Here is a 17,988-nt window from a genome sequence, read left to right as displayed (position 1 = left end):
AATGAAGAGATTAATTAACGTACAAACTATCGCAATTGCCGTGATGGCAATAACCCTAGCAAGCTGTAATTCTAACAATACTACAGAGATTAAATCGACGTCAGATACAGAAAACCCTTTTGCTTCAAAAGTAGATTCAATTTTAGAATTAATGACTATTGACGAAAAAATAGGACAACTTAATCTGCCAACTTCAGGCGATATTACAACAGGAGCTGCTAAAGGCTCTGATGTAGGAAAGCGAATTGAAGAAGGTAATGTTGGTGGTTTATTCAATATAAAGACAGTCGAAAAAATTTACGAAGTTCAAAAAATCGCTGTTGAAAAAAGCAGATTAGGAATTCCGTTAATTTTTGGAATGGACGTGATTCATGGTTACAAAACAACATTTCCAATTCCTTTAGGTCTATCGAGTTCTTGGGACATGGAAATGATAGAAAAAACGGCTAGAGTTGCAGCTACAGAAGCAAGTGCAGATGGTATAAATTGGACATTTTCGCCAATGGTAGATATCTCTAGAGACCCACGTTGGGGACGCGTTTCTGAAGGAAATGGAGAAGATCCATTTTTAGGAAGTAGAATCGCTGAGGCAATGGTTAAGGGATATCAGCAAGATGATCTAAGTGAGAACAATACCTTAATGGCATGTGTAAAGCATTTTGCATTATATGGAGCGCCAGAAGCTGGTAGAGATTATAATACGGTAGACATGAGTCGTATTAGAATGTATAATGAATACTTAGAACCGTACAAAGCAGCTGTAAATGCAGGTGTTGGTTCTGTAATGGCATCGTTTAATGAAATAGATGGTGTGCCAGCAACAGGAAACAAATGGTTACTTACAGATTTGTTGCGTGATGACTGGGGTTTTAATGGCTTTGTTGTTACAGATTATACTGGGATTTACGAAATGACAGAACACGGCATTGGTGATAAATACCAAGTTTCAGAACAAGCTTTAAAAGCCGGAGTCGATATGGATATGGCAGGTGATTCTCCTTCGATACCTGCTGCTTTTGTAAAAACATTAAAGGAATCTTACGAAAACGGTAAGGTGTCTATGGATGATATTGATACGGCTGTAAGACGCATGTTAACTGCTAAATTTCAGTTGGGTTTATTTGATGATCCATATAAGTATTGTGATGTTAATAGATCAAAAACGGAAATTTTCACACTAGAAAATAAAGCATTTGCACGTAAAGTTGCGGCAGAATCTATGGTGTTACTTAAAAACGAAGAACAATTATTGCCTATTAAAAAGTCTAGTACTATAGCGTTAATTGGTCCATTGGCTAAAGCAACTAATAATATGGCTGGGACTTGGAGTGTGGCGACAGATCAAGAAAAATCGAACTCTGTTTTCGATGGTTTAACAGAAGTTATTGGTGATAAAGGAACATTGTTGTATGCAAAAGGAAGTAATATAGATTACGATTTAGATCTCGAAAAGCGTGCTACAATGTTTGGGAAAGATATTCCAAGAGATGGACGTACAGATAAGCAATTGTTAGATGAAGCACTTCAAATAGCTGCGAAATCAGATGTTATTGTTGCAACTATTGGTGAATCTGCAGAGTTTAGTGGAGAAAGTAGTAGTAGAACAGATTTAGGAATTCCGCAAGTACAAAAAGATTTATTAAACGCTTTATTAAAAACAGGAAAGCCTGTAGTTTTAGTACTGTTCACAGGAAGACCTTTAGTGTTAGTAGAAGAAAACGAAAATGTACCAGCAATACTTAACGTTTGGTTTCCTGGGAGTGAAGCAGGTTTAGCTATTTCAGATGTGTTATTTGGAGATGTTAATCCATCAGGAAAGTTAACGGCAACTTTCCCCAGAAATGTTGGTCAAGTACCAATTTTTTACAACCATAAAAACACAGGACGACCTTTAGGAAATGATCAAGGTAAATTTGAAAAGTTTAAAAGTAATTATATGGATGTTCGTAATGAGCCTTTATATCCTTTTGGGTATGGTTTAAGTTATACAAGTTTCGATTATTCTAACTTCTCAACTAATACCGCTTCAATTGGTATGGACGGAACTGTTGAGGTTTCTGTGGATGTTACTAATTCTGGTGATTACGATGGTAAAGAAGTGGTACAGCTTTATATTAGAGATGTTGTTGGTTCCGTAACAAGACCAGTAAGAGAATTAAAAGGTTTTCAAAAAGTTGAAATTAAAAAAGGCGAAACAAAAACGGTAACTTTCAAATTAACCGTTGAAGATTTAAAATTCTATAATTCAACATTAGATTTTGTAGCAGAACCTGGAGCGTTTCAGGTGTTTATAGGTGCAAATTCAGATACTAAAATGATGAAAGCATTTGAATTGACTAAATAATATTACCATAATTGATTAATAGCAACCCTATGCCACATATGAATTTTAAGTGCAAATCCCTATTCTTATTGTTATGTGTGGCTTTTTCATGTCAAATTGTTGCTCAAAATCAGGTGATTAATTCAGATGTTAAGGTTTCTGGAAATCAAATTAATTTCAAAACTTATACTTATGCTATAAAGGGAGTAGATACCTTAAAAATGGACGTATTCACGCCTAAAAATATTAAAACATCAGATTCACTTCCTGTGTTATTGTGGATGCATGGTGGTGGGTTTTCAGGTAGTCATCGAGCGTATCCAGATGATAGTAATTTGGTTAAATATGCAGCTGAAAAACAAAATTATATAGGTGTTTCTATCGATTACCGTTTACTTAGAAAAAATAAAACTACGGGATTTGGTTGCGATTGTACCAAGGATGAAAAACTAGAAACTTTTAAACAAGCTGCAATCGATTATTTAGATGCTGCAAAATTTTTAGTTGAACATGCGCATAAGTTACAAATTGATCCAACTAAAATTATAGCAGGTGGAAGTAGTGCGGGAGCGGAGGGAATGCTAAATGCCGTGTTTATGAAGGATTATTTTGTTAAGAATAAAGAAGTATACGCTAATGCGAAATTTGCAGGTGTGTTTGCCTGTGCAGGTGCAATTGTTGATGCGAGATATATTACTGAAGAAAATGCAGTTCCAGCAGTTTTATATCACGGAACAAAAGATAATTATGTGCCTTACGGAAATGCATCACATCATCTTTGTGATGCTAAACAACCTGGTTACTTTAGGTTAGATGGTTCTGCAATTATTATTGAAAAGTTAGAGGCATTAGGTATAGCATATTCTTTCAATATAGTTAAAGGTGGTGGTCATGAGATTGCCCGAATTCCTTTTGAAGATTTAGAGAAGGTATTCCACTTTTTTGAGCAAACGATGCTAAATAAAGAAGTCATTCAAACTAAAATTATAAGAACTAAATAAGCATGAAAAAATTACTTTTTCTATTCACAATAGCATTTCTTTTTTCGTGTAATAACGATAAGAGTCAGCATTCAGAAGAACTTTCTAATACCAAAGGTAAATCAGAATTAATAAAAGGACTTGACACCTATATCAATCCATTAGATATAGATTACACCTATATGGTTTACAATTCAACCCAAAATAAATCGTACCGTTCAGGTGCAGATCCAGCGGTTATAGAATTCAAAGGAGAATACTACATGTTTGTAACGCGCTCTTTTGGGTATTGGCATTCTAAAGATCTTATCAATTGGAATTTTATTAAGCCGCAGCAATGGTTTTTTGAAGGTAGTAATGCACCAACAGCTTTTAATTACAAAGATTCGTTAGTGTACTTTGCTGGTAATCCTTCTGGTTACGGAAGTATTCTTTACACAGATAATCCAAAAGAAGGGAAATGGACACCAACCGCATCTATATCTACGAATATTCAAGATTCAGAATTATTTATAGACGATGATGGTGAAACCTACCTGTATTGGGGCTCTTCTAATGTGAATCCACTTCATGTAAAAATGTTGAATAAAGACGATCGTTTTTTAGAAACAGGAGTTCAGAAAGAATTATTCAATCTTGTTGAAGAAGAACATGGATGGGAACGTTTTGGGGAAAACAACTTTCATCCTACTTTAAAAGAAGGTTATATGGAAGGAGCTTCCATGACCAAACACAATGGAAAATATTATTTACAATACGCAGCACCTGGCACACAATTTAATGTATATGCAGATGGCGTTTATGTTGGAGACACACCACTTGGACCTTTCACATATATGAAAAATAATCCTATGAGCTTTAAGCCTGGTGGATTTACAAATGGTGCGGGACACGGAATAACGGTAAAACAAACCAATGGACAATATTGGCACTTTGCCACGATGGCGCTGGCCTCTAATTCGCAATGGGAACGTCGTTTGTGCATGTTTCCTACTTATTTTGATGCCGATGGTTTAATGTACACCAATACTGCTTATGGAGATTATCCGCGTTTTGGTTCTAGTCATCCTACAAAAGCAGGACAGCACAATGGTTGGATGTTGCTGTCTTATAAAGGAGATGTTACGGTGTCGTCTTCATTAATGCAGATTATGAAATTTACATCGAATGATGACGAAGTAAAAGTTACAGAATTACCGCTCGAAAAAGATAAGAATGGTGAAATAACGTCTAAAATATTAACGGATGAAAACCCTAAAACATTTTGGGTCGCAGAAGCTAATGACGATAAACAATGGATAACCATTGAAATGCAGAAGGCTGGTAACATCAATGCTTTTCAGTTGAATTTTCATGATCATGATTCTGGAATTTATACACGAGTGGAAGGGTTGAAACATCAATTTACTATCGAAGTTTCAGAAGATGGTGCCAAATGGCAAACTGTAGTAGACAGAAGTAATAGCGAAAAAGATACACCAAATGCTTACATTGTATTAGATGAATCCGTAAAGGCAAAGTATGTGCGTTATAACAATAAAAAAGTGCCTGGCGCAAACTTTGCGATGTCAGAGTTTAGAGTGTTTGGTTTAGGTCTGGGTGAAAAGCCAGCGAAGGTTTCAGAATTTGAAGTAAAAAGGCAAGAGGACCGCAGAGATGTATCATTTTCTTGGAATCCAATAGAAGGAGCTCAAGGCTATAATATTCGTTGGGGAATTGCAGAAGATAAACTCTATCAGTCTTGGCAAGTTTATGATACTAACGAACATTTTATGCGTTCTTTAGATCGTGATACACCGTATTATTTTACGATAGAAGCGTATAATGAAAACGGAATTTCTGAACAGAGTGATATAATTTTTGTAAAGTAGTTATGAAACGAGAAAGTTCAATATTTCATCAATAAATTAAAACTCTAACTAATATTAAATAAATATATAAAATGAAAAAAAGTGTTTTCTTATTATTAATTGCAGCCGTTTCCGCTTTAGGAGGTTTGCTTTTTGGGTATGATACAGGCGTAATTAATGGTGCACAATTTTACCTTACAGAGCATTTTGGTTTAAGTGATGCGTTAAAAGGATGGGTTGTTGGTAGTGCGCTTTTAGGATGTTTTGTAGGTGCTATTGTTGCAGGTCCATTGAGTATTAAAATAGGTCGAAAATGGTCTTTAATCATATCGGCTATATTTTTTACGGTTTCGGCTTATGGTTCTGGTTTGCCAGAATTCTTGCCTCAAAGTGTAAGCATGTTGGTTGTTTTTAGAATTATTGGAGGTTTAGGTATTGGTGTAGCGTCAATGAATGCACCGATGTATATTGCAGAAATAGCACCTTCAGACATTAGAGGTCGAATGGTAACCTATTATCAATTAGCAATTGTTATTGGTTTCTTTGTGGTATTCCTAGCTACTTATTTTATTGGTAACGATTTAACGGTTGCAGAGAATATAGAATTTGGATGGAGAAGAATGTTTTGGTCAGAATTGATACCAAGTATTTTATTTTTAGTTCTGTTGTTTATTGTGCCTAAGAGTCCAAGGTGGTTAGCTTTAAAAGGTAAAGAAACAGCAGCATTAGCTGTTTTACAAAAAATAAACGGAGATGAATTAGCTTCAAAAGAGTTACATAATATTAAAGCATCTCTAAATGAAACTAACGATGGTATTAAAGTGAGCTATTTTTCTAAAGGCATATTAGCAATAATTGCTATTGGTACTGTGCTTTCAGTTTTACAGCAGTTTACAGGGATTAATGCCGTATTATATTATGGAGCTGATATTTTTGAAAAAGCACTAGGTTTTGGTAAAGAAGACGTGCTTGCACAGCAAATACTATTGGCATTTGTTAATTTAATATTCACTTTCGTAGCGATGTTTACAGTAGATAAATTTGGTAGAAAACCGTTATTGTATATAGGATCTGTAGGTATGATTATTGGATTTTTGCTTCTAGGAATTACATTACAGCAAGGAAATGTAGGTATATGGTCATTAATTGGGGTATTAATGTTTATAGCATCTTTTGCATTATCTATGGGACCTGTTGTTTGGGTTTTACTGGCAGAAATGTTTCCTAATAAAATAAGAAGTGTTGCGATGTCTGTAGCTGTTGCAGCACAATGGGCAGCTAATTATGTAGTGTCTCAATCATTTCCAGTAGTTATGGGAAGTGAAATGAATAACAGTGAGCCATGGAACGGGTCATTACCTTATTACATCTTTATAGCCTTTATTTTAGTTATAGTTTATGTAACCTATAAGTTTATACCAGAAACAAAAGGAAAGTCTTTAGAAGAGATTGAAGGGTTTTGGGAGTAAAGTCTGAGTTTTAAATATTTGTTGAATAAAAGAAATCAAGGTCCCTACACCTTGATTTTTTTGTTTTAGATACTTTTACAATGACTTCTTAAACAGAATTTAAGATATAAAACTAAAAAAACCGATTCGTGAGAATCGTGTTAAGGTGGTGGGTTCTTAAGAGGTTTGTTGATTATCAGTTCACTAAAAGGTGAATCTGTGTTGTTTCAAAAAGTTTACTTTGTCTTATTCTTATCCGATAGCCCTATGTTTAGATGTTCTTCGAATAACGGTTTGTAACGTATTGATAAATCGATATCTATATACACTTCCTCTGCTGATGATAAGCCACAAGATTCTATATCCTCTAGTATCTTATTGTGCATTTCGGTTTCTTTTTTCATAAAATATATATGATTAGCTTCATGAGTCTATGGTTGAATCTTAAAGATGGTGCTCATTTGGGGTTTATATTAGTTATAAAATTAAGATATATTTTAAGATTTTTTAATTAGATGATATTCTGTTAGGAATAACTTATCAAGATTAAAGGCATTTGCTTAAAACTGAGGTTGTTCTAATATGGCGTATTAAGGAAAAAGTATTTAATAACACCCTTCTGAGTACCCTATGAAACCAAAAAACCTGTAACATTCTATTAAATAGATAGTTACAGGTTAAGGTGGTGGTGCCTCCAGGAATCGAACCAGGGACACAAGGATTTTCAGTCCTTTGCTCTACCAACTGAGCTAAGGCACCAATTGCTTTGTTAAGCGGGTGCAAATATAAACGCATTTTTATTATTTGCAAAAAGAATTTGATAAAATTTGAAATTATAAATTGATTATGATCAGTAAATGTAAAAATGAATCATAATTTAATTTAAATATATTGCGATAGTAGTATTTGTAAGGTTCAAGTGTAGAGTTAGTTATATTTTGTTTTTTTTGTTAAAATTAGATTTCATTATATGTTGAAGAATAATTTAAGTAGTAAAAAAAATGATGATTTTTTTGATGTATTTTTGATCAAAATATAGAATTCACTATGAATCTGATCGTAGATGTGGGAAATACGTATGTTAAGTTTGCTGTTTTTAAGTCAGGAGATTTAATTTACAAACAGAATTTTAAGCTCAATGAGTTTAAAGAACAGTATCAAACGCTAAAAAATGACTTTCCTGAGTTAAAAAAAGCAATTATTTCTTCTGTAGGTCATTTATCCAAAGATCAAATTGAACTTATTACTAAGGATTTAAATGTAATTGAGTTATCAACAGAATTAAAATTCCCATTTAAAAATAGTTACAGTACACCAAAAACATTAGGGGTAGATCGTATTGCCTTAGTATGTTCTTCTGTGAATCAATTTCCTAATAAAAATGTTTTAATTATTGATGCAGGCACTTGTATCACTTACGATTTTATAACCAAAGACAATGAGTATCTTGGTGGTGCGATATCTCCGGGATTGAGACTGCGTTATAAAAGTTTAAATAATTTAACAGCAAATCTTCCGTTATTAGAAACTAAGTTGCCAACTAAACGCGTTGGAGACTCTACAGAATCATCAATTCATTCTGGTATAGTTAACGGAGTGATTACAGAGATAAATGGTATAATGGATCAATATCAACAAGAATATTCAGATTTAACAGTTATTTTAACAGGAGGAGATACCAATTTTTTGTCAAACCAATTAAAAAATAGCATATTTGCGAATTCAAATTTTCTATTTGAAGGTTTAAATTTCATTCTAGAATATAATTCAAAATAATGATAAAACGATTTATTGTAATTTGTATTACAATCATAAGTTCTTCAGCTTTTGCTCAACAAGGCTCTGGTTCTCCATATTCATTTTATGGTATTGGAAGTCTTAAGTTTAAAGGTACAGTAGAAAACCGTAGTATGGGAGGTATGGGTGTTTACTTAGATAGTATTCACGTTAACTTACGAAACCCGGCAGCTTATGCAGGAAAGCCTATTAATGGACCTTATTTTAATGGGGAAAGTAGACCTGTGAAATTTGCTGTAGCTGGTACCATGTCTGATACCAACTTAAAAAGTAATTCTGGTGAAGCAAGCGCAAACAGTACCATATTTGACTATTTAGCCATTTCAGTTCCTGTTGGTAAATTTGGTTTTGGATTTGGGTTATTACCATATACTTCAGTAGGCTACCAACTCGATGATATCAATGATGATAGTGTTGTGGTAAACCGTTATACTGGCGAAGGAGGTTTAAATAGAGTATTTGCAGGTTTAGGATATCAAATTAATGATAAGCTAAGCTTTGGAGTAGATTTTAATTATAACTTCGGGAATATCCAAAATAACGCTATAGAAATTGCATACGCTTCAGACGGAGATGTTGTACAGTATCAAACTAGAGAATTTAATAGATCAGATTTAAGTGGTTTAAATTTAAACTTTGGCTTATCATATAAAACTATGGTTAGTGATAAATTAGAGCTTTCAGCTACGGCAACTTATGCACCTGGAAGTAAGCTTAATTCAGATAATACAAGATCTTTTTCTACAGTGACTTTAAATGGATCTACTTTAGATGTTGTTGCGGTTTCTAATACAATTGACGCAGACTTAGAGGCGGAAGACCTAGACAAAACAAAATTAACGTTGCCTTCAACAATGACAATTGGTATAGGACTTGGTAAACCTAAATCATGGTTTGTTGGAACAGAATATACATATCAAAGTTCAAGTGATTTTTCTAATCCTGTGTTTTCTAGTGAAGCTTCAACTTTCGAAGATGCTTCCAAAATTGCTGTTGGTGGATTTTATATTCCGGACTATAATGCCTTTTCTGGTTACTTTAAACGTGTAGTATATAGAGCCGGATTTAACTTTTCTAATTCAGGTTTAGTTGTAAAAGAAGAATCAATTAAAGAGTTTGGCATGTCTTTTGGAGTAGGATTACCAGTCGGGAGACGTAGTTTATTCTCTAACGCCAATTTAGGCTTAGAATTTGGAAAAAGAGGAACAACGAACAAAAATTTAATTCAAGAGAATTTTGTAAACTTCAATGTAAGTTTATCTTTAAACTCTAGATGGTTTGAACAAAAGAAATATAACTAAAAAACTTATTTAAAGATGAAGACGAGAATTACAATACTATTACTAACACTTTTTATGAGTGTTAACTTAGGATTTGCTCAGGATGATGCTCAAGAAGAGTGTATGAATAACTTATCAATCTTTGATAGTTATGTAAAAAGTAAAAAATACGATGATGCTTATGGTCCTTGGAAAATTGTAAGAGAAAAGTGTCCTAAGTTTAATAGAGCAATTTATGCACATGGAGAAAAAATCCTAAAGCATAAAATCGAAAACTCTACAGGAGAAGAGCAAATAGCACACATCAATGATTTAATGCTGTTATATGATCAAAGTAGAGAGTATTATGCTTCTAAATACGATCTTGGTGAAATTTTAGTTGATAAAGCTAACTTGGCTTATAAGTATAGAAAAGAGCTTAGTAAAACAGATGAGCAAATTTATGCGATGTTTGATGAAGCTTATACCAAAGATGTTAAGAACTTTAATAGCGCAGTAGGTCTTTATACTTATTTTTCTTTAGCTGTAGATATTTATGATGCAGGTGCAAAAACTCCAGCAGATGCTCAAAAAATGTTTGATAAGTATGATGATGTTTATGAGGTTATAGAAAATCTTATGGAAGGTTACACTACAAGATTAAACAAGCTTGCAGAAAAAGAAGAAGCTGGAGAAACTTTAACTAAAAAAGAAGGACAATACAAAGCGAGTTACGAGTCTAATCTTGATGTCTATGAAACTAAAATTTTATCTAGTATGGATAAGAAGTTAGGTGATAGAGCTAATTGTGAAGTGTTAATCCCACTTTATCAAAGAGATTTTGAAGAGAATAAAAATAACGAAGTTTGGTTACAAAGAGCAATGAACCGTTTATACGCTAAAGAATGTACAGACGACCAAATGTTTATTACAATTGTACAACAGAAAAACGCTATCAATCCTAATGCAGATACAGCTTATTATTTAGGTGTATTAAAAGAAAAAGAAGGTAAAATTTCTGAAGCAGAAGGTTTCTATAAGCAATCTTTAGAATTACAAACAGATCCATTAAAGAAATGGAAATTAGTAATGAGGATTGCTGAGAAAAATTACAAGAGAGGTAGTTTTGGTAAGGCAAGACAACAATATACAGAAGCTTTAAGATTGAATCCATCTAATGGAGGGCCACACTTAAGAATAGCAGCGATGTACGCTAAAAGTGCAAATAACTGTGGAGATACTAACTTTAATAAAAGAGCAGTTTTTTGGTTAGCAGCAGATGAAGCAGAAAAAGCAGGTAGAGTAGATGGAAGATTAAGATCTGTAGCGGCTAAAACGGCAGCAAGTTATAGAGGTAGTGCTCCTTCGAAATCAGATATTTTTCAGTGTAGTTGTTCAGGTACAGTTATCAAAGTTGGTTGTTGGATAGGTCGTTCAGTTACTGTTCCAAAAATCTAATGAGAAAATCTAATTTATATCATATAAAAAACGTAGTCATAGCAATTGTTGTGACTACGTTTTTTTCATGTAATAATAATTTTGAAGAAGTTCAAAAAGTTGGTGTGCTTCAAAATCAACCTGTTGGTGAAGCAGAGGATATAGATTTAAAGTACACCGAAGTTAAAGAAGATACAGTAAATTTATTAGCCAATCTTTTAAGTCCTAAAATGCTAGATTACTCTAATAGGAGTTTTGCGTTTTCAGAATTCCCTAAAGGTATAGAGCTTAAAATTTATGATAAAGATAATAAGCAGACAACCATTACGTCTAATTATGCTATTTCTTACGCCGACACCGATATTATTGACTTACGCGGCAATGTTCAAATTGCAACGCATGAAAAAGATACTTTGTTTACTGAGCAATTGTATTATAATAAAAAGTTAGAGTGGCTATTTACTAATGAACCATGGATATATGGAACATTACATGGTATTGGTTTTGATTCGGATAAAGAATTCAAAAATTTTCAGATGTTAGAAATGGGAGGCGACTTTGAAGTCGATAATAACAGTACCTTTGATTAATAATCATTTTATATAATACATGAAAATACAAAAGATATTTCACTACGCTTACATCATTTTTGCAGTGCTTTTTATATATGATGCGATTTCTAAATGGACAGAAAATAGAAATGGAGCATACATGTCATTAGTTTTTGCAGCATTGGCAACGTTTATGTTTTTCTTTAGAAAGCGTTTCAACAAAAAGTTTGAAGACCGAAATAACTAATTTATGACTGCAGATATAGTCATAATTATAACTACACTTATACTTTCAGCCTTTTTTTCTGGTATGGAAATCGCATATGTGTCTGCTAATAAAATTCATATTGAATTAGAGAAGAAACAAGGTGATTTTTTAGGGAAAATATTAAGTAAGCTTACAGCAAGACCTTCTAAATATATTGCTACGATGCTAATAGGTAATAATATTGCCTTGGTTATCTATGGTTTTAAAATGGGAGATGTTTTGGTGCGATGGTTTCAATCTATGTTGCCATCAGATAGTACAACGTTGACTTATTTGTTTACGGATTTACAATTACTGACCCAAACTGTAATTTCTACTTTAGTTATTTTAATTACAGCAGAATTTTTACCAAAAGTCTTTTTTCAGATTTACGCCAATACGTTTTTAAAGGTGTTTGCATTTCCAACGTACTTATTCTATGTCTTGTTTTCTTGGGTTTCAGATTTTATTCTTTGGATCTCAGATGCGGTTTTAAAATATATTTTTAAAGCTGAAGGTGAGGATGTGGTTTTAGCAATGACTAAAATTGAATTGGGTAATTACATTACTGAGCAAATGGAATCTGTAGATGATCATGATGTTGTAGATAGTGAAATTCAGATTTTTCAGAAAGCATTAGAATTTTCAGATGTAAAAGCGCGAGAGGTCATGGTGCCACGTACAGAAATTACATCTGTAGATATTTCAGATTCTATTGAAAACTTAAGACAACTCTTTATAGATTCAGGCCGAACAAAAATCATTGTTTATAAAGATAGTATCGATGATATTTTAGGTTATGTGCATTCGTTTGAATTATTTAAGAAGCCAAAAACTATTAAATCTATTATTATTCCAGTAGGCTTTGTGCCAGAAACCATCCTTATTAAAGATGTCCTAAATATCTTAATTAAAAAACGTCGAAGTATGGCTGTGGTTATTGATGAGTATGGAGGTACTTCAGGAGTGATGACGGTTGAAGATATTATAGAGGAATTAGTAGGGGAAATTGAAGATGAACACGATACTGTTGAAATGATAGAAGAACAACTCAGTCATAATACATACAAGTTTTCAGCACGATTAGAAGTCGATTATATTAATGAAACCTATAAATTAAATCTTCCTGAAAGTGAGAATTATGAAACTTTAGGTGGTTTGATTGTAAACGTCACAGAAGAAATTCCACAAGAAAAGGATAATGTACAAATCGAAAATTTTAAATTTACCGTAACCGAAGTCTCTTCAACCAAAATAGACGAAGTAATTTTAAAGATTCTAGACGTAGATTAATTAGAATCTAATATTTACAAGGCTATGTTTTGTTTGGTATTCTAAATGTGTTTAATAACGAATCTTAATTTAGTCTCAATTTATTTAAAAACCTAAGTTGTTTCAGTCCACTAAAGCTTAGTTATAGCACTACTTGTTAATAATATTATTGATAAAGCTTTCAACACTTATAAAAACTACACTTCTCCTTTTATTATTTACTAGAATATACTATTTTCGCACACTTATTTACACTAAATTAAAGACTATACAAAAAGACTATGGCAGTTTTAAATAAAATTAGACAACGCTCACTGATATTAATATTAGTAATTGCATTAGCGTTATTTTCATTCGTAATTGGAGATTTATTCAAAAACTCTGATGCTTTAACCGGAGGATCACAAGATGTGGTGGCTACGATTAACGGAACAGATCTTAATCGAAATGAGTTTCAGCAAAAAGTAAAGAGCTATCAAGATAGATCTGGAGGTAGACAAACTTCTACACAATCTATGAATGCAATTTATAGCCAAGAACTTCGTAGAATCGTTTTACAGTCAGAATTTGAAGAATTAGGATTATCTGTAGAAAAAGATGAAATGAGAGACTTGTTAAAAACGAGTTTTTCTTCATACCCAGAATTTCAAGACGAAAATGGAAACTTTGATGTAAATCGTTTAAATGCATTTATTGCAAACTTAAAAGACTTAGAAGGAGACACTGCACCACTTGGAAACTTCTTAGTAAATTATGAAAGTTGGACTATCAATGAACAAACTATAGCCGCAAATGCTATTCAGCAAACATATTACAATATGATTAAAGCTGGTGTTGGTACAACAATCTCTGAAGCAGAAGAAGAGTATTTTGGTGATTCAAAAACTGTAGATATTAAATATGTACAAGTACCTTATACAACAATCTCAGATAGTTTAGTAACAGTTTCAAAAAGTGATATTAGTGCTTACATTAAGAGTCATGAAGATCAGTATAAAGTGGATGCTAGTAGAGAAGTTGTCTATGTAGAATTTAAAGAGGAAGCTTCAAAAGCTGATGAAGACAAAATTAAAACGGACTTATTAGCTTTAAAAGCTGATAAAGTAGAATATAATGAGAATAGTAAAAACAACGAAACTATTACAGGTTTCGATGCTACCACTGATCTTGAAGAGTTTGTTAACTCAAATTCAGCTATAAAATATAACGATTCATTTTTAAGAGCAGCAGAATTACCTGCTGTAGCTAAAGATACGTTAATGAAATTAGCCGTAGCTGATTATTACGGACCTTATAAAGATGGTGAGTTTTATAAGTTATCTAAAATTGTTGCAACTCAGCAAATGGCTGATTCAGTAAAAGTTCGTCATATCTTAATTCCTTTTGTAGGTGGTCAAAGAGCAGATGCTTCAGTAACTAAAACACCAGAACAAGCTAAGGTAACAGCAGATAGTATTTATGCTAAAATTCAATCAGGGACTAAGTTCTTAGATTTATTAGATTTATCTTCTGATAAAGTAAGTAACGAAGAAAATGGTGAAATAGAATTTGATTACAGAGCAGGAATGGCACCAGCATTTAAAGCTTATGCTTTTGATAACAAAGTAGGAGATATAGCGGTTGTACAAACCTCTTTTGGATACCATATTATTGAAATATTAGAACAGAAAAGTTTTAATAAAGCTATTAAAGTAGCAACAGTTGCTACTAAAATTGAGCCTTCAGATCAAACACTTCAAGACGTTTTTAATAAAATGTCTAAATTCGAAATTGCAGCTAGTGAAGGTGATTTTAATGCTTTAGCTAAAGAGCGTAATTTAGTTGTGAAACCTATTACGTTTAAAGAATTAGACGAAAATATTCCAGGTTTAGGAAGTCAAAGAGAAGTGGTTCGTTGGTCTTTTGAAGATGATACAGAAACAGGTGATTTTAAAAATTTCCCAATTTCTAACTTCGGTTATATCATTGCTAAGGTTGTAGAGAAAAAGGAAAAAGGATTAATGAGTACAGAAGATGCTTCTATCACTGCATTACCAGAAATAAGAAAAGAAAAGAAAGCGAAATTAATTCGTGAGAAGTTAACAGCGACTACAGTTGCTGATATTGCTAAGAATCAAGGTCAGAGTGCAAGAACTGCAGCAGCAGTAACGTTAAATAACACAACCTTATCTGGTGCTGGTGTAGAGCCTAAAGTTATTGGCGCAGCATTTGGTTTAGCAGAAGGTGCAACGTCTAAGCCTATCGATGGTACTAAAGGAGTTTATGTTGTTGAATTGGTTAAAGTAAACGAAGCAACAAAATTAGATAATTATACTGCTATTATTAATAGATTGAATTCTGAACGTAGAAGTTCAGTACAAACAAAAGTATTTACGGCATTAGAGAATGCTGCGGAAATAGAAGATAATAGAGCAAAAACGGTTTATTAACCGGAATTGATATAAAAGTATTTAAATGGCTTTGCAGAAATGTGAAGCCATTTTTTTTGTGCGCTCACTTGAGATCTGAGATGCTGTGTTGAAAAAATTAGTTTTTGCCTAACCTTTGTTTAAAACCATATCCGAATAAGGAAGTACAGTATCAAATCCTTTTGCATTAAAGTAGTCGGTAGGATTAGTCCCTGAGGCAACCAAAACAAAATCTCCTCCCCAAGCTCCTAAACTTTTTACAGATCCTTTAAAGTCTATAAATAATCGCGTCTTAATTGGGTCTTGCTGTATGAGGTTTGCTATAATCAATTCATGCATTTCAACCAAAACCTCAAAGTCCGAAAGTGATTTGCAAACACTCATGGCTTCAGTTATAGAATTGATCTTGTTTATTATATTAGAGCTGATTTTACCTAAGGTTTTATAAGCCAAAATGCCATCTCTGCTATTTTGTTTTTGGTTGAGATAAACAAAATAGAGGTGGTTTTTAAATTTTGGTTTAAATGTAACAGGTTTTACTGATGGGTTTTGTTCAAGTTTGAGTTGAAATGTAATAGGAGTATCATTTTCAGCACAGGCAATATCATAACCACTACCGCCAAAAGTTTGTTCTAACAATTGGTAAGCATCAACACGTGCCCAATTCGCAATATTATTAATTAAAGTAGACGATGTACCCAAACCCCAAAGTCTATTAAAATCTTGATGTGTTGTAATTGTATAACCTTGTTTTGATGTTAAAAACTCTGGATTTAAATGTTGAGTAGCTTTTAATATTTGAATTAATCGGTTCTTTACATCATTATTAGAGTCACTTTTTTTCTCAATCTCATCGAATGTAATAGAACATTCAAACCAAACGTCTCCTAATTCATTAAAACTCTTCCAATCAATTCTATTAGAATCATTTTCTTCAATAACTAAACTCTGTCCATATTTAGTAGGAATAGCTAATGCCTTCGCACCATCTAAAACGGCATATTCAGCAGTTAGTAATAATTTGCCGTTACTTCTGTATGTTTCTGGTTTGTTAATCAAAGTGCCTTATTTAGTTGAAGGTTGGTTAATGAATTTAATTAAGATCTTATCTTTTCAATAGCTTCAACAACCGAGCTATGAGTAACTACATGAGTTTTAAAATGTTCTACAAGTCTTACTTTTTCGGCTTCTGTAGCTTCAAACTGATTTAATATATTCATAAGGTGCATTTTCATGTGTCCTTCTTGAATTCCTGTTGTTGTTAACGATTTTAAAGCTCCAAAGTTTTGAGCTAAACCAGCAACTGCAACTATTTTCATCAAGTCTTTGGCGTTTGGTTTTTGAAGCATTTCCATGGCAAATTTCACTAAAGGATGTAAACTTGTTAAGCCTCCAACGGTTCCTAAAGCTAATGGAATTTCAATCCAAAATTTAAATACACCATCTATAACAGCACAATGCGTTAAACTAGAATAACTTCCATTTCTAGCTGCGTAAGCATGTACTCCGGCTTCAACAGCTCTAAAGTCATTTCCTGTTGCTAAAACTACGGCGTCAATGCCATTCATAATGCCCTTGTTGTGCGTGACTGCTCTAAAAGGTTCTATTTCGGCAATAGTTACAGCTTGTTTAAATTGTTTTGCGAATTCTTTCGGATTTGGGATGTCTTTACTCTTTAAGTCTTCAATCTTGCAAGACACTTCTGCACGTACTAAGCATTGTGGTACATAATTAGAAAGAATACTCATAACAACATTTAAGTGGCCTTTTAAATATAGCGCTGCTTCTCGTTTTAGAGTTTGTGCAAACTGCTCTAAACAGGAGTTAATGAAATTGGCTCCCATGGCATCAAGCGTTTCAAAAGTAGCATGTAATTGGTAATAGTTTTCTAAGTCTGCTGTTTTATCTTTTAAGACAATGTCTAAAATACCACCACCACGATTTTCCATGTTTTTGGTAATGTGTTTAGAATCGTCAAAAAACTTCTGTTTAATAACCTCATTGATATAGATCTCTAAGTCTTTACTGTCACCATCGTAAGTAAAATGAACTTGTCCAATTTTTTCAGTAGATAAGACTTCAGCTTTAAAGCCACCACGTTCTAACCAAAATTTAGCAGCTTTACTTGCTGCTGCTACTACGGAACTTTCCTCAATAGCCATAGGAATGGCATAAAGCGTCTCGTTAATTAAAAAATTAGGAGCAACACCTAATGGTAAATAGTAATTGGTAATGGTGTTTTCTATAAACTCATCGTGCAATTTTTGCAGTTTTTCGTCAGAATTCCAATAACGTTCAACAAGTGCTTTTGCGTTTTCTTTATCTGCGAAATAGGTATTTAGAAGCCAGTCAATCTTTTCAGATTTTGAAAGCTTTGAAAAGCCAGAAATAGTGTTTGGCATGTTGGTTTTTATTT

At 33.0% G+C, this 17,988-nt stretch carries 14 protein-coding genes and 1 tRNA gene; 11 read left to right on the top strand and 4 right to left on the bottom strand.

The genetic code is table 11. The features are described 5' to 3' along the window. Window position 1: 1 nt before the first annotated feature. The 4 genes from bglX to HM981_RS02560 all read left to right on the top strand — a co-directional run bounded on the left by bglX (window position 2) and on the right by HM981_RS02560 (window position 6,622). Entirely contained in the window at window positions 2-2,344 is a 2,343-nt protein-coding gene (gene bglX / locus HM981_RS02575; RefSeq protein ID WP_179337019.1) for a beta-glucosidase BglX, read from the top strand. A 38-nt stretch (window positions 2,345-2,382) separates the two neighbouring features. Next, window positions 2,383-3,324 (top strand): alpha/beta hydrolase, encoded by a 942-nt coding sequence (locus HM981_RS02570; protein ID WP_179337018.1) that lies wholly within the window; start codon window positions 2,383-2,385, stop codon window positions 3,322-3,324. Between the two features lie 2 nt (window positions 3,325-3,326). After that, window positions 3,327-5,174 carry a family 43 glycosylhydrolase gene (locus HM981_RS02565; RefSeq protein WP_179337017.1) on the top strand — a complete coding sequence of 616 codons (1,848 nt, stop codon included), beginning with the start codon at window positions 3,327-3,329 and terminating at the stop codon, window positions 5,172-5,174. Between the two features lie 71 nt (window positions 5,175-5,245). Further along, on the top strand, window positions 5,246-6,622 hold the full coding sequence (locus HM981_RS02560; protein ID WP_179337016.1) for a sugar porter family MFS transporter: 1,377 nt from the start codon (window positions 5,246-5,248) through the stop codon (window positions 6,620-6,622). A 215-nt stretch (window positions 6,623-6,837) separates the two neighbouring features. Here HM981_RS02560 and HM981_RS02555 read toward each other — a convergent pair whose 3' ends face one another. After that, window positions 6,838-6,987 (bottom strand): hypothetical protein, encoded by a 150-nt coding sequence (locus tag HM981_RS02555; protein ID WP_179337015.1) that lies wholly within the window; start codon window positions 6,985-6,987, stop codon window positions 6,838-6,840. 297 nt (window positions 6,988-7,284) lie between these two features. Then, a tRNA-Phe gene (locus tag HM981_RS02550) sits at window positions 7,285-7,360 on the bottom strand. Between the two features lie 288 nt (window positions 7,361-7,648). On the opposite strand from HM981_RS02550, the gene HM981_RS02545 reads away from it, so the two are divergent. The 7 genes from HM981_RS02545 (at window position 7,649) to HM981_RS02515 (ending at window position 15,593) form a co-directional block, all read left to right on the top strand. Further along, window positions 7,649-8,377, top strand: coding sequence for a type III pantothenate kinase (locus HM981_RS02545; protein WP_179337014.1), 729 nt, complete (start codon window positions 7,649-7,651; stop codon window positions 8,375-8,377). Beyond that, window positions 8,377-9,699 (top strand): outer membrane protein transport protein, encoded by a 1,323-nt coding sequence (locus HM981_RS02540; RefSeq protein ID WP_179337013.1) that lies wholly within the window; start codon window positions 8,377-8,379, stop codon window positions 9,697-9,699. Before HM981_RS02545 ends, HM981_RS02540 begins: the two co-directional genes overlap by 1 nt. A 15-nt stretch (window positions 9,700-9,714) precedes the next feature. Continuing rightward, window positions 9,715-11,115 (top strand): hypothetical protein, encoded by a 1,401-nt coding sequence (locus HM981_RS02535; RefSeq protein ID WP_179337012.1) that lies wholly within the window; start codon window positions 9,715-9,717, stop codon window positions 11,113-11,115. Further along, window positions 11,115-11,684, top strand: coding sequence for an LPS export ABC transporter periplasmic protein LptC (gene lptC / locus HM981_RS02530; protein ID WP_179337011.1), 570 nt, complete (start codon window positions 11,115-11,117; stop codon window positions 11,682-11,684). Before HM981_RS02535 ends, lptC begins: the two co-directional genes overlap by 1 nt. Before the next feature lie 19 nt (window positions 11,685-11,703). After that, on the top strand, window positions 11,704-11,892 hold the full coding sequence (locus HM981_RS02525; protein ID WP_179337010.1) for a hypothetical protein: 189 nt from the start codon (window positions 11,704-11,706) through the stop codon (window positions 11,890-11,892). Between the two features lie 3 nt (window positions 11,893-11,895). Then, a complete protein-coding gene (locus tag HM981_RS02520; RefSeq protein ID WP_179337009.1) occupies window positions 11,896-13,185 on the top strand; it encodes a hemolysin family protein in 1,290 nt (429 codons plus the stop codon). Window positions 13,186-13,445: 260 nt separating this feature from the next. Next, window positions 13,446-15,593 (top strand): peptidylprolyl isomerase, encoded by a 2,148-nt coding sequence (locus HM981_RS02515; RefSeq protein WP_179337008.1) that lies wholly within the window; start codon window positions 13,446-13,448, stop codon window positions 15,591-15,593. A 108-nt stretch (window positions 15,594-15,701) separates the two neighbouring features. Here the strand turns inward: HM981_RS02515 and HM981_RS02510 are convergent, their stop codons facing one another. Together HM981_RS02510 and HM981_RS02505 are read right to left on the bottom strand one after the other, a co-directional pair. After that, a complete protein-coding gene (locus tag HM981_RS02510; RefSeq protein WP_218846241.1) occupies window positions 15,702-16,631 on the bottom strand; it encodes a GYDIA family GHMP kinase in 930 nt (309 codons plus the stop codon). Window positions 16,632-16,669: 38 nt separating this feature from the next. Then, window positions 16,670-17,986 (bottom strand): hydroxymethylglutaryl-CoA reductase, degradative, encoded by a 1,317-nt coding sequence (locus HM981_RS02505; protein ID WP_317167166.1) that lies wholly within the window; start codon window positions 17,984-17,986, stop codon window positions 16,670-16,672. Window positions 17,987-17,988: the final 2 nt, after the last annotated feature.

It is taken from the genome of Winogradskyella ludwigii, from assembly GCF_013403985.1.
GTDB lineage: Bacteria > Bacteroidota > Bacteroidia > Flavobacteriales > Flavobacteriaceae > Winogradskyella > Winogradskyella ludwigii.
This window is presented reverse-complemented; position numbering and strand designations above follow the sequence as displayed.

Bases quoted from the DNA above. Each gene is read 5' to 3' on its own strand.
- bglX (WP_179337019.1), top strand. From the start codon at position 2: ATGAAGAGATTAATTAACGTACAAACTATCGCAATTGCCGTGATGGCA.
- HM981_RS02570 (WP_179337018.1), top strand. From the start codon at position 2,383: ATGAATTTTAAGTGCAAATCCCTATTCTTATTGTTATGTGTGGCTTTT.
- HM981_RS02565 (WP_179337017.1), top strand. From the start codon at position 3,327: ATGAAAAAATTACTTTTTCTATTCACAATAGCATTTCTTTTTTCGTGT.
- HM981_RS02560 (WP_179337016.1), top strand. From the start codon at position 5,246: ATGAAAAAAAGTGTTTTCTTATTATTAATTGCAGCCGTTTCCGCTTTA.
- HM981_RS02555 (WP_179337015.1), bottom strand. From the start codon at position 6,987: ATGCACAATAAGATACTAGAGGATATAGAATCTTGTGGCTTATCATCA.
- HM981_RS02545 (WP_179337014.1), top strand. From the start codon at position 7,649: ATGAATCTGATCGTAGATGTGGGAAATACGTATGTTAAGTTTGCTGTT.
- HM981_RS02540 (WP_179337013.1), top strand. From the start codon at position 8,377: ATGATAAAACGATTTATTGTAATTTGTATTACAATCATAAGTTCTTCA.
- HM981_RS02535 (WP_179337012.1), top strand. From the start codon at position 9,715: ATGAAGACGAGAATTACAATACTATTACTAACACTTTTTATGAGTGTT.
- lptC (WP_179337011.1), top strand. From the start codon at position 11,115: ATGAGAAAATCTAATTTATATCATATAAAAAACGTAGTCATAGCAATT.
- HM981_RS02525 (WP_179337010.1), top strand. From the start codon at position 11,704: ATGAAAATACAAAAGATATTTCACTACGCTTACATCATTTTTGCAGTG.
- HM981_RS02520 (WP_179337009.1), top strand. From the start codon at position 11,896: ATGACTGCAGATATAGTCATAATTATAACTACACTTATACTTTCAGCC.
- HM981_RS02515 (WP_179337008.1), top strand. From the start codon at position 13,446: ATGGCAGTTTTAAATAAAATTAGACAACGCTCACTGATATTAATATTA.